The organism is Thiocapsa marina 5811 (genome assembly GCF_000223985.1).
GTDB lineage: Bacteria > Pseudomonadota > Gammaproteobacteria > Chromatiales > Chromatiaceae > Thiocapsa > Thiocapsa marina.
In genome coordinates this window covers 1-11,891 of record NZ_AFWV01000034.1, presented here as the reverse complement: position 1 = coordinate 11,891, position 11,891 = coordinate 1, and the positions used below count along the sequence as shown (strand labels likewise).

The 11,891-nt window shown below is 65.6% G+C and carries 10 protein-coding genes; 4 read left to right on the top strand and 6 right to left on the bottom strand.

The features are described from left to right. The 4 genes from THIMADRAFT_RS23900 to hemB form a co-directional block, all read right to left on the bottom strand. A partial coding sequence (locus tag THIMADRAFT_RS23900; RefSeq protein ID WP_007195717.1) for a hypothetical protein occupies window positions 1-517 on the bottom strand: 517 nt, incomplete at its 3' end. Between the two features lie 358 nt (window positions 518-875). Then, complete coding sequence (locus THIMADRAFT_RS23895) at window positions 876-1,751, bottom strand: NAD(P)-dependent oxidoreductase (protein WP_007195716.1); 876 nt, start codon at window positions 1,749-1,751, stop codon at window positions 876-878. A 5-nt stretch (window positions 1,752-1,756) separates the two neighbouring features. Next, window positions 1,757-2,578, bottom strand: coding sequence for a shikimate dehydrogenase (gene aroE / locus THIMADRAFT_RS23890; RefSeq protein ID WP_007195715.1), 822 nt, complete (start codon window positions 2,576-2,578; stop codon window positions 1,757-1,759). 272 nt (window positions 2,579-2,850) lie between these two features. Then, on the bottom strand, window positions 2,851-3,864 hold the full coding sequence (gene hemB, locus THIMADRAFT_RS23885) for a porphobilinogen synthase (RefSeq protein WP_007195714.1): 1,014 nt from the start codon (window positions 3,862-3,864) through the stop codon (window positions 2,851-2,853). Window positions 3,865-4,066: 202 nt separating this feature from the next. Here hemB and THIMADRAFT_RS23875 point away from each other — a divergent pair, with 202 nt between their 5' ends. From THIMADRAFT_RS23875 to THIMADRAFT_RS23865, 3 genes are read left to right on the top strand one after another with little or no spacing between them, the layout of a single operon-like run. After that, the gene (locus THIMADRAFT_RS23875) at window positions 4,067-4,642 is read left to right on the top strand and encodes a Uma2 family endonuclease (protein WP_007195713.1); all 576 of its coding nucleotides are present in this window, start codon (window positions 4,067-4,069) and stop codon (window positions 4,640-4,642) included. A 45-nt stretch (window positions 4,643-4,687) separates the two neighbouring features. Further along, window positions 4,688-5,074, top strand: coding sequence for a thioredoxin family protein (locus tag THIMADRAFT_RS23870; RefSeq protein WP_007195712.1), 387 nt, complete (start codon window positions 4,688-4,690; stop codon window positions 5,072-5,074). A 3-nt stretch (window positions 5,075-5,077) separates the two neighbouring features. Next, the gene (locus THIMADRAFT_RS23865; RefSeq protein WP_007195711.1) at window positions 5,078-5,437 is read left to right on the top strand and encodes a hypothetical protein; all 360 of its coding nucleotides are present in this window, start codon (window positions 5,078-5,080) and stop codon (window positions 5,435-5,437) included. Window positions 5,438-5,653: 216 nt separating this feature from the next. Here the strand turns inward: THIMADRAFT_RS23865 and THIMADRAFT_RS23860 are convergent, their stop codons facing one another. Both THIMADRAFT_RS23860 and THIMADRAFT_RS23855 read right to left on the bottom strand, forming a co-directional pair. Continuing rightward, window positions 5,654-8,899 (bottom strand): efflux RND transporter permease subunit, encoded by a 3,246-nt coding sequence (locus tag THIMADRAFT_RS23860; RefSeq protein WP_007195710.1) that lies wholly within the window; start codon window positions 8,897-8,899, stop codon window positions 5,654-5,656. Beyond that, window positions 8,892-9,968 (bottom strand): efflux RND transporter periplasmic adaptor subunit, encoded by a 1,077-nt coding sequence (locus tag THIMADRAFT_RS23855; protein WP_007195709.1) that lies wholly within the window; start codon window positions 9,966-9,968, stop codon window positions 8,892-8,894. Before THIMADRAFT_RS23855 ends, THIMADRAFT_RS23860 begins: the two co-directional genes overlap by 8 nt. Window positions 9,969-10,381: 413 nt before the next feature. Here THIMADRAFT_RS23855 and THIMADRAFT_RS23850 point away from each other — a divergent pair, with 413 nt between their 5' ends. After that, a complete protein-coding gene (locus tag THIMADRAFT_RS23850) occupies window positions 10,382-11,890 on the top strand; it encodes an AMP-dependent synthetase/ligase (RefSeq protein WP_007195708.1) in 1,509 nt (502 codons plus the stop codon). Window position 11,891 lies beyond the last annotated feature (1 nt).

Genomic DNA, 11,891 nt, shown 5'->3' with positions numbered 1-11,891 from the left:
CCTCGTCGAGCGTCGCCGAGAGGACGGTCGGAGCAAGTTGGTCCGGGCCGATCGGCGACTCGGGGTGGAGCAGATCGGCCACCAGCGGTTGCTCGAGCAGACGAAAGTGGATCTCGCGGGCCTCTTCCTCGTCGGCAAGCTCCTGTCTGGCAAGCGGATCGGCACCCGCTGCGCGCTTGACGGCCTTCATGATGAGGGCGATGAGCTTGCGGATCGCGTCGCGTTCTTCCGTGTGGGTCTCCGGCAGTCCGAAGGACTGCTCGTAGTGCCGCTCCAGGGCCTCCTTGAGACCCAGCACGATCTCGCTGCCGGCGTCCGGCGGCAGCTCGACGGCCTTTTGGACGAGTGCGCGAAAGTCCGTGCGGAAGGCTTCCATCTCCTCGTGATCCGCCTGCTGGGCGGCCAACAGATCCTCGGGCGGGACCTCTTGCGGGGGCCAGGCGAAGAGCGGGTTCTCGTGTCGGCGTCTCAGATGACGCTCGCGCCGACCGGGTTTGTGGGTGAAGGGGAGCTCCATGGGGATCTTGACGCCTTGCAAGGTGGTATGTAGTAGAGAGGATCGCGATCGCTGTGTCGGACGCGATTCGCTGTACTCACAGCATCCCGCAGGATCCGCGGGCCGGAGGTTGTGCCGAGCCTTGCGAGGCACAACCGAACGTCGGAGACAGTTGTGCTTCCTATCGTCAGCACAACCTACACGCGTCGAGTTGTTCGGAAACTCGGGATCGGCAACACCACGTACCGGTGTCGTCGGAAATCGGGTTTGCGCAGCATTTGATCCGACACCTCGAAGCGCGGCGGATGGCTGCGAGCCTTGTGCGGGTCTTGATCCTCCGCGCTCGTTGCTCCGAGGGTTCGTGGGGCTCCGCCGCCTGTCACCCCTTCGAGGTTTTTGCCACGCTCAAGACCTCGTAGAGCGCGGAGTAGTCCTGATCGGCGAGACCCGCTGCCGCCGCGTCGGCGCAGACCGCCTCGATCGCCGAGATCATGCGGGTGTCCAAGCCCGCGGCCTCGCCGACGCGCGCGAAGAGGCGCACGTCCTTGAGCAGGTGCTTGAGCGGAAAGCTCGCGCCGCCGTAGTCGTGGCTCAGATACTTGTCGAGCTTCTTGTCGAAGGTCTTGGCGTGGAGTGCGCTTCCGCGCAGCAGGGTCATGAACTGCTCGACATTGATGCCCTCGCGGCGTACCAAGGCGAGGCTTGTCGCGAAGCTGGCGGTCAGCCCGGCGATCAGCTGGTTCATCGCGAGCTTGAGTGCGGCGGCTTGTCCGACCGGGCCGATCCACTGAGGGTCTCGGCTGAGGTCGCGCAGGAGGGGCCGACAGCGCTCGAAGAGATCGAGGTCGCCTCCGGCCATGAGGATCAGGGCGCCCTCGCGCGCCTCGGGCAGACTTCCGAGCACCGGCGCTTCGAGGTAGTTGCCGCCGAGCACGGTGACCCGTTCGGCGATCTCGCGGCTCTCGGCGGGCGCGATGGTACCCATCTGGATGATGACGCGACCGCGCAATTCGACCGGATCGGCGGGATTGAACAAGGTGTCCGTGATCGCGGCCGCGTCGCTCAGGACAAGGAGAGCTCGCTCGGAGGCCGCGACGGCCTCTGTTGGTGTTTGCGCCAGGTCGAGCCCACGGCGCGCCGCGGCTTCGCGATTGGCTTGGCCTCGATTCCAGCCGATAACCTCCCGCCCTTGGCGCTTCAGCCTCAGGGCGATCTCCGAGCCCATCAGACCCAGGCCCAACACGGCGGTCTTCATGATCCTTACTCCGGGTGTCTCAGCATTGCGATGACGGCCGCGGTGTCGGGACGGACGCCGCGCCACAACCAAAAGGACTCCGCCGCTTGCTCGATCAGCATCCCCAATCCGTCGAGCGATCGGGCGGCGCCGTGTCTTTGCCCCCATCGACGGAAGGCGGTCGGCGTGTCGGCGTAGAGCATGTCGTAGGTCCAGCCGCCCGGAGCGAGACAGTCCTCGGGGATGGCCGGGACGGCGTCACTCAATCCGGCCGATGTCGCATTGATGATGAGGTCGAACCGCTCGCCCTCCAACCCGTCGAAGGCACGCGCCTGCACAGGTCCGAAGAGGGTGCCGAGATCGGCAAGCTGCCGGGCCTTGCCGGGTGTTCGGTTGGCGATGACCAAGCGGTCAAGGCCGCTCTCGAGCAGCGGCACCAGGACGCCGCGCGCCGCACCGCCGGCCCCGAGCAGCAGGACGTGCATACCCCGGAAGCGAAAACCATGATTCTCGGCAAGATCGCGGACGAGACCGACCCCGTCGGTGTTGTCGCCGCGGAGTCTGCCGTCTTCGAGCCGAATCAAGGTGTTGACGGCGCCCGCGATCTCGGCCCGCTGCGAGCGCTCGTCCGCGAGCGCCCAGGCGGCCTCTTTGAAGGGCACCGTGACGTTGAGTCCACGCCCGCCGCTCGCGAGGAAACGCCGGACCTCGCCGGCGAAATCATCCGGATCGCCCAGAATGCGCCCGTAGTCGAGATCCTGGCCGGTCGCGCGTGCGAAGGCGGCATGAATCAGCGGCGACTTGCTGTGGGCGATGGGGTTGCCGATGACGGCGTAGTGGTCCGGCATGGGCGTGGGGCGGTCTCCGGTGTGAATCGAGTTGGAGGTTTCGGCCTCCTGCCTCCTGCTATCAGCTATCAGCGGAAATCATGGCAGGAGGCAGGAGACATCCTAAACCGCGTCCAGACCGAGATGCTGAGTTCCTGGAGACCCGAGCTTCGTCGGGGACGCGGTTTAAAGTTCTAAATTTTTATCACCCTAAATCGCGTCAGCTCCGAAGTTCAAGGATCTCGCCGAGCCAGATCCAATCCAAAAACGATGCAGATTGCTCCAAACGCGATTTAGCGCCCCAACCAGCGGGCGACGTCCTTTGCGTAGTAGGTCAGAATCCCGTCGGCACCGGCGCGCTTCATCGAGACCATGGCTTCCAGCACCACGGCGCGCTCGTCGAGCCAGCCGTTCATGCTGGCGGCCTTGAGCATCGCGTATTCGCCGCTCACGTGGTAGACGAAGGTGGGCGCGCCGAACTGGTCCTTGATGCGTCGCACGATGTCCAGATACGGCATGCCGGGCTTGATCATCACCATGTCGGCGCCCTCGGCCAGGTCCAGGGCGACCTCGTGCAGGGCCTCGTCCGAGTTCGCGGGATCCATCTGGTAGTTGTATTTGTTGCCCGAGCCCAGGTTGCCCGCCGAGCCGACGGCGTCGCGGAAGGGACCGTAGTAGGCGGATGCATACTTGGCGGAATAGGCGAGGATGCGGGTGTGGATGTGGCCCTCGGCCTCCAGCGCGGTGCGGATGGCACCGATCCGCCCGTCCATCATGTCCGAGGGCGCGACGATGTCCGCGCCGGCCTCGGCGTGCGAGACCGCTTGGCGGACCAGCACCTCGACCGTCTCGTCGTTCATGACATAGCCGGTCTCGTCGATCAGGCCGTCCTGACCGTGTGTGGTAAAGGGGTCGAGCGCGACGTCGGTGATGATCCCGAGATCCGGCACTGCGGCCTTCAGCGCACGTACCGCGCGTTGGGCGAGGCCATCCGGATTGAAGGCCTCGCACGCGTCGAGCGACTTGACCTCGAGTGGGGTGACCGGGAAGAGCGCCATGGCCGGGATGCCGAGCCGCTGGACCTCGATCGCGTCTTCCACCAAGAGATCGATGCTCAGACGCTCGACCCCCGGCATGGAGGCGACCGACTCGCGCTGTCCGGATCCTTCCAATACGAAGACCGGATAGATGAGGTCGTCCGGTGTCAGGGTCGTCTCCCGCATCATGCGACGCGAGAAGGCGTCGCGCCGCATCCGGCGCATACGGGTGATGGGGAAGGCGGCACGATGGGTGTCACGATCGGGCATTGGATGGCCTCGGGGTCGTCTCCGGCGCGGCCGGGACCACCCCGGCGCTCAGGCCCGATACAATAGCTCAGGCGCTCGGATGGCTCCAGTGCGGCGGCTTCATCAGGATATCACTCGACAAGGAGAGGGGCTGCAACCCTGCCGCACAGGTTCAGGCAGACGAGTATGCTTCACAGATCGACCCGTGACGGGAGTCCGAGCCATGTCCGCGAACCAGAAGACCCGCCCGACACTCTACGAGCAGCTTGAAGCCTTGCCCGAAGGCTTGACGGGGGAGATCCTCAACGGCCAGCTCTACACCCAGCCGCGCCCGAGCGGTGCGCACGTCGTGACAGCGTCGGCCTTGGGTTACGAGTTGTTTGGCCCGTTTCAACGAGGACGCGGCGGCCCCGGTGGCTGGTGGATCATCGACGAGCCGGAATTGCACTTCATCCGCGACACCGAGGTCGATGTGCCTGATCTGGCCGGCTGGCGTCGCGGCCGACTGCCGCGGATTCCGCAGGATCACCGCTTCACTGTGGTGCCCGACTGGGTCTGCGAGATCCTGTCGCCCTCTACCGAGAGTAAGGATCGCGAGGTGAAGATGCCGATCTACGCGCACTTCGGGGTCGCTTACGCCTGGTTGATCGACCCCCGGGCGCATACGCTCGAAGCCTATGTCCTGGATGACGGGGACTGGCGCGAGATCGGGCGGTTCGCGGGCGGCGCGCCGGTGTCGGTCGCGCCCTTCGAGGCGGTGGCGATCGCCTTGGACGATCTCTGGGCGCCGACCGATTAGCGGCGCGGGTGCTCCGACGACTTAAACGAGAAGGACAAGCGCTTTATGACAAGCCCGGGCGATCCGTCTGCGCATCTTATCGATGTCGATCTCGACGGCTTTCAACATGAGGTTCTGGATGCGTCCGAGGTCCGGCCTGTCTTGGTGGACTTCTGGGCCGACTGGTGCGCGCCCTGTCATGCCTTGGCCCCGCACCTGGGACGTGTGGTCGCCGATCTCGACGGGCGGATTCGTCTCGCCAAGATCGAGGTCGACGAGGGCGAGAACATGAAGCTCGCAGGGCAGTACAAGCTGCGCGGCTTCCCGACCGTGATCCTCTTCTATCGCGGTGTGGAGTTGGGGCGTTTCAGCGGCGCGCGATCCCGCCGCGAGATCCTCGACTGGCTGCGGATCCATCTGCCGGATGATCTTGCGGGCCTAGCGGTGTCTTGAGCCGTGTCGATCGCGCGTCGGTCCGTCGACGAGAGGTCTCGGCCGGCCTTCAAGCTCTGCGATTCGGTCGACGCTTTCGGAAGCCCCGCCTTCGCCGAGGTCTTGAGTCGCGAGCTTCTCGCCCTTCCCGACGGGGTTCTGCCGATTGCGGGCGAGCAGGGCGGCCTGATCGATCCCACGAGTCTCGGGGTGACCCTCTTGTCGAGTCGTGCGACTGCCGAACGGATCGAGGTCGCCGTCGGGGTCTTCTTTACCGAAATCGTCGGCGGCTGCAGCTGCGGGGACGAGCCCTTCGGGGTGAACAGCTATAAGGAGCTGAGGCTGCGGATCGAGCGGGTCGACGGCGCGACGCGGGGCCTGTGACCTTCGGCGGTTTCCGTGAATAGGCGTCCCGACTGCGCGCGCATGGAAGAGCTGTAGGGTGGACAAGCGCAGCGCAGTCCACCAGTACCGGAGCGGGGTTCGGTGGACTTCGCTCTCGCTCGTCCACCCTACCGGCCGGGCCTATGAACGGATGATTTCGGGGCGATCGGCAACCGGGGCAGGACGCCCCGGTTGCCGATCCGATCTCGGATCCCATCAGCCCGTCGCGGTACGGATCCACTCCACGCGCTTGCGCATCACGCCGTAATAGACCACCGGGATCACGACCAGGGTCAAGAGGGTCGAGACGAACAGGCCGAACAACAGCGAGACCGCCAGCCCCGAGAAGATCGGGTCATCCAGGATAAAGAGCGCCCCTGCCATGGCTGCGGCCGCGGTCAGTGCGATCGGCTTGGCGCGCACCACGGCCGAGTTGATGACGGCCTCCTCGAACCCTTTACCCTCGCGCACCTGCTGGTTGATGAAGTCGACCAAGAGGATCGAGTTGCGCACGATGATGCCGGCGAGCGCGATCATGCCGATCATGGAGGTCGCGGTGAACTGCGCACCCAGGAGTGCATGGCCGGGCATGATGCCGATGATCGTCAGCGGGATCGGCGCCATGATCACCAGCGGCACCAGATAGCTGCGGAACTGGGCGACCACCAGCAGATAGATGAGGATCAGTCCCACGCCGTAGGCGATGCCCATGTCGCGGAAGGTCTCGTAGGTCACCTGCCATTCGCCGTCCCACTTGAGGCTGAACTCATAGGGGTTGGTCGGTTGCTGAATGAACCACTGTTCCAGGCCCTGCTCCTGCGCGAGCCGATCCGAGATCTCGAACATCCCGTAAAGCGGGCTATCGGTCTCGCCGGCCATGTCGGCCGTGACATAGACCACCGGCAGCAGATCCTTGTGGTAGATGCTGTGCGCTCGCTCGGTCTCCTGGATCTCGACGATCTCGGAGAGCGGCACCAGTGCACCGGACATCGAGAGGACCCGCAAGGCCAGCACCTGATCCAGATCGGCCTTGTCCGCCTCGCTCAACTCGACGCGGATCGGCACGGCGTATTTGACGTTGGCGCAGTGCTGATAGCTCATGTCCTCGCCGTCGAGTAGCGTGGACAGTGCCTGAGCGACGGTACTCTGCGGCACGCCGAGACGCGACGCCTTGGTGCGATCCACGACCACGACCAGCTTGCGCGACGGGTATTCGACCGAGTCGTCGACATCGACGATGTCCGTCGTGGACGCGAAGATCTCGCGGACCTCGCGAGCGACGCGGATCTGTCCGTCGTAGTTCAGCCCGTAGATCTCCGCGACCAGCGGCGAGAGCACCGGCGGGCCCGGCGGGATCTCGACGATCTTGGCATTGCCGCCGTGCCGCAAGGCGATCTCCTGCAGCGGGGCGCGCATGCCGGCGGCGATTGCGTGGCTCTGAAGATCGCGGTGGTGGCTGTCGACGAGGTTGACCTGGATGTCGCCCAGGTGTGCGCCTTCGCGCAGATAGTACTGGCGCACCAGACCGTTGAAGTTGATGGGCGCGGCCGTGCCGGCATAGATCTGGAAGTCGGTGACCTCGTCGACGGTTGCCAGGAAATCGCCCATCTCGCCCAGCACCCGCGCCGTTTGCTCCAGGCTGGTCCCTTCCGGCATGTCGAGCACGACCTGGAACTCGCTCTTGTTGTCGAAGGGCAGCATCTTGAGGATCACGACCCGGCTGGTCACGAGCGAGATCGAACCCGCGATCAGGATCAGGATCCCGGCCAGCAGCAGCCAGCGGTTGAGGATGCCTTTGCGCCCGACCAGGAAAGGCCCGATGACGGTGTTGAACAGACGGTCGAGACGCCCGCCCGCATGGGCCGCATCCGGATCGTCGCCGTGCTGCGCATGTCCGGCGCCTGCGGCGTGGCGCTTGCCGAGCATGGCATTCGCCATCCAGGGCGTGAAGACGAAGGCGACGACGAGCGAGATCAGCATCCCCATCGAGGCGTTGATGGGGATCGGGCTCATATAGGGCCCCATCAGTCCGCTCACGAAGGCCATCGGCAGCAGTGCGGCGATGACGGTGAAGGTTGCGAGGATGGTCGGTCCGCCGACCTCGTCGACCGCCTTGGGCATGAGGTCGAGCAGCTTGGCCCTGCTCATCGCCATGTGTCGGTGGATGTTTTCCACGACCACGATGGCGTCGTCGACCAGGATGCCGATGGAGAAGATGAGCGCGAACAGCGAGACCCGGTTGAGCGTAAAACCCCAGGCCCAAGAGGCGAAGAGCGTCAGGGCCAGGGTCACGACGACGGCCGCGCCGACGATAATCGCCTCGCGCCAGCCGATCGCGAGCCACACCAGCAGCACCACGGAGGCCGTCGCGAAGATCAGCTTGGTGATCAGCTTCTGCGCCTTGTAGTCGGCCGTGGCGCCATAGTTGCGGGTGACCGTGACCTGGACGTTGTCCGGGATGAAGGTGCCTTCGAGCTGCGCGAAACGCTCGATGACCTGCTCGGCGACCGCGACGGCGTTGACGCCCTCCTGTTTGGCCACCGCGATGGTGACGGCCGGGGTGCTGCCGGACAGGTCGAGATCCGTGTGGACCGCGCCCGCGCCGGTACCCATCCGCACGTAAGCCTCAGGTTGCTCGGGGCCGCGCTCCAGGGTCGCCACGTCGCTGAGATAGACGGGGCGTCCGCCGTGCAGGCCGACGACCAGTTGATGGAGCTCTTCCGGGCAGGTCAGGAAGGTGCCGGCCTGCACGAGGATCTCCTCGTTGTCGGCGGTCACCGTCAGGTTGTCCCTGATGACATTGCCCGCCTGCAAGGAGCGGCGCAGGTCGCTCAGGTCGATCTGGTAGCCGGCAAGCGCCTGCGGGTCCAACCGCACGCGCACGATCTGGGACGGCGCGCCGACCGTGTAGACGTCGCGCGTGCCCGGGACACGCTTGATCTCCTGCTCGAGCGCATGGGCGACCTGCCCGAGGTCGAAGGCGCCGACGGCGGGGTCCGGGGACCAGAGCGTGGCGGTGATGATGGGGACATCGTCGATCCCTTTCGGTTTGACGATCGGGGTACCGACTCCCAGGTTCGGCGGCAGCCAGTCTTGATTGGCCAGCACCTTGCTGAAGAGCCGTACCACGGCGTCCGTGTTGTCTTCGCCGACCCTGTACTGGACGGTCACCACGGCCATGCCGGGCCGCGACACCGAGAAGACGTGCTCGATCCCCTTGATCTCGGAGAAGACCTGCTCGGCCGGTCCGGCAACCAGGTGCTCGACCTCGCTCGCCGAGGCGCCCGGGAAGGGGATGAAGATGTCCGCGAAGGTGACGTTGATCTGCGGCTCTTCCTCGCGCGGCGTGACGAGGATCGCGAACAACCCCAGCAGCAGGCCGACGATGGCCAGCAGCGGGGTGATCTCGGTGTTCTGAAACCGCCGGGCAATGCTGCCCGAGATGCCGAGCTGCTCAGCCATGATCTTGTCCCGCCTCGGCGTCGCCCGCACTCGATTGGGACTTCAAGGCAACGCCCGCGGCGATCGGATCGAGCGCGACCTGCTCGCCTTCGGTCAGCCCGGCAAGCACGACGACGCCGCCGTCCACGCCGCGCCCGAGCCGGATCTGGCGAAAGCCGACTCGCCCCTCGTCGTCCACGACATAGACGGCGGTCACCTCGGAGCGGTGCACGACAGCCTCGGACGGGATCGTCAGCTCCTGTTTGGCGCCGATCTCGAAGGCGGTCTTCACGAACATGCCGGGAAAGAGGCCTTTCGTGCCGTCCGGCAGATCGAGCCGCACGGTGAAGGTGTTGGAGCCCATGTCCGCGAACGGGAAGATGGTGAGTCGATCCGACTGGATGATCTCCTCGGGGCCCAGATGGATACGCGCGATCCCGCCCTCGCGCACCGAGGGGATGACGCTTTGGGGCACGTCGACGATCACCCGCAGCTGATCGAGCGAGATCCCGCTCATGACCTGTTGGCCGGGGCTCGCCGTCTCGCCGACCTCGATGTGACGATGGGTGACGATGCCCGAGTAGGGGGCGCGGATCTGGGTGTATTCCAGCTGCTCCTGCGCCTGCTCGAGCCGGGCGGTGGCGGATTCCAGCTCCGCTTGCGCCGCGGCGAGATCCGCCTTCGCCTGGTCCATGGCGGACTCGGAGACGTTCTTCTTCTCGAACAGACCGAGGACGCGCGTGTACTCCTCTTGCGTCTGCTCCAGCCGCGCCGAGGCGGATCTCAAATCGGCGGCGGCTTGGGCCACCCGTGCGCGGTGCTCGGTATCCTTCAGCCGAGCGACGATCGCGTCCTTTTCGACGAAATCCTCGACATCGAACAGGATCTCTTGGACCTGGCCCGTCGTCTGCGCCGAGACGGTGGTTCGATTGATGGCCTCGACGACGCCGTCGAGTCGATACTCGCGCGGTAGGGTGCGGTACTCGGCCGGTGCGGTGTCGAGTGCGAGGGTCTCGGCGGCGTGAAGAGTCAGTGCGGCAAGCGCCGTCAGGGCCGCGAGTGCCGGTCTGAGCAGGGGGATGAGGGGCATGGTGGCGGTCCTCTAAAATATTAGACTTTTCTTATATTAACAGAATTTATTGGCAAAACAAGATGGTTGATGCTTCCGCAGGGTCTCTGCCCGGGCGCCGAGTGACCGGGATCGGAGGCCGGGAGGCGCTGTCGCGGTCCGGCCACAGGTTAGCAGAGGCTCGGCGTTCGCCGGAGGTTTTTCGGCTGTTGCCCCGTGTGCCTTTCCGCTCGGCTGCGCTGCGCGTCTCGCTCTTGCCCCTGCGGCCCGATGCTGGCACGCAAGACGCTGCACGGCGACAATAGAGCAAACAACAGAACCCGGTCCTGCTCGCAGGCCTCGTCACGAGTAGCGATCCCCCGATCGCGGGCAAGGACCGGAGAATCGAGACGCCACCTCGCCGCGTGGGACGGCGAGACCAGGAGGATAGCCCCGTGAGCCGATGGTCCGAGGACCTGATCCCGATCGACCGCGCCAAGACCCTGGACGGGCTCTTTGTTCAACGCGTCAAGCGCTCGCCGACGCGGGTCGCCTACCGCCATTTCGAGCGCGGCGGCGGCTGGGCCGAGCTGACTTGGGAGGAGATGAGCGCGCGGGTCGCGCGCTGGCACCGCGCGCTCGCGGGCGAGGCGCTCGAGAGCGGGGACCGGGTCGCGATCCTGCTGCGCAATTGCCCGGATTGGGTGGTGTTCGATCAGGCGGCGCTGTCGCTCGGGCTGGTCACCGTTCCGCTCTACACGGACGACCGCGCGGAGAACGCGGCCTATATCCTTCGGGATGCGGCGGTCAAGCTGCTGCTGATCCACGATGCCGGACGTTGGAAGCGGCTGGCCGACGTTCTCGGTGACTCGCCTTTTTCGACACGCGTCGTGATCCTCGAGTCGAGCCCGGCGGCGCGCGAGATCGCGGCCGCGGATCCGCGGGTAGCGATCGCCGAGGATTGGCTGCCGGAGACGGCGCCGGAGCTTGTGCAGCGTGACGGCGATCCGAGTTCCTTGGCGACCATCGTCTACACCTCCGGAACCACCGGGCGCCCCAAGGGCGTCATGCTCAGCCACCGCAACATCCTGGGCAATGCGCATGGTGCTCTGACTGTCATCGATTGCTACCAGGAGGATCGGTTTCTCTCCTTCTTGCCGCTCTCCCATATGCTCGAGCGCACGGGCGGCTATTATCTGCCGATGATGGCCGGGGCGACGGTGGCTTTCGCGCGGTCGGTCGCGCAGCTCGCAGACGACATGCAGAGCATTCGCCCAACCGTCATCATCGCCGTTCCGCGTGTCTTCGAGCGGGTCCACCAGCGCATCTTGGACCAACTGAAGGCACGCCCGGCGCCCGCGCGTTGGCTGTTCCGGCTCGCCGTCGCCGTGGGATGGCGGTCCTTCCTGCGTGAGCAGGGGCGCGGCGGCTGGCACCCTTTGACGCTGTTTTGGCCGTTGTTGCGCCGCAAGGTCGCCGGTCAAGTCCTTGCAAAGCTCGGTGGGGCGCTGCGTGTCGCCGTGAGTGGCGGTGCGCCGCTGCCGGCACCCGTCGCGCATACCTTCATCGGTCTGGGCCTGCCCCTGTTGCAGGGTTACGGCTTGACCGAGACCAGCCCGGTCATCAGCTTCAATCCGCTTAAGGACAACATCCCCGAAAGCGTCGGTGTGCCCCTACGCGGGCTCCAGCTGCGCATCGGGGCGGAGGACGAGCTGCTCGTGAAGGGCGAGAATGTCATGCTCGGCTACTGGAACAACCACGCGGCCACCGCCCGGGTGCTGACGCATGACGGTTGGCTGCACACCGGCGATCAGGTGCGTCTGGAGCACGGACACATCTACATTAGTGCTCGACCGAAAACCCCGTTTTTTCCCGCCCCGGCACCTCGCCCTGAATGGCGGCCGGGGCCAGCGTATTCAATCGAGCCGCATTCGATGCGGATTCGTGGAATTAAACCGGATTAAT

Coding starts and splice junctions, on each gene's coding strand:
- THIMADRAFT_RS23895 (WP_007195716.1), bottom strand. CDS start 1,751: ATGAAGACCGCCGTGTTGGGCCTGGGTCTGATGGGCTCGGAGATCGCC.
- aroE (WP_007195715.1), bottom strand. CDS start 2,578: ATGCCGGACCACTACGCCGTCATCGGCAACCCCATCGCCCACAGCAAG.
- hemB (WP_007195714.1), bottom strand. CDS start 3,864: ATGCCCGATCGTGACACCCATCGTGCCGCCTTCCCCATCACCCGTATG.
- THIMADRAFT_RS23875 (WP_007195713.1), top strand. CDS start 4,067: ATGTCCGCGAACCAGAAGACCCGCCCGACACTCTACGAGCAGCTTGAA.
- THIMADRAFT_RS23870 (WP_007195712.1), top strand. CDS start 4,688: ATGACAAGCCCGGGCGATCCGTCTGCGCATCTTATCGATGTCGATCTC.
- THIMADRAFT_RS23860 (WP_007195710.1), bottom strand. CDS start 8,899: ATGGCTGAGCAGCTCGGCATCTCGGGCAGCATTGCCCGGCGGTTTCAG.
- THIMADRAFT_RS23855 (WP_007195709.1), bottom strand. CDS start 9,968: ATGCCCCTCATCCCCCTGCTCAGACCGGCACTCGCGGCCCTGACGGCG.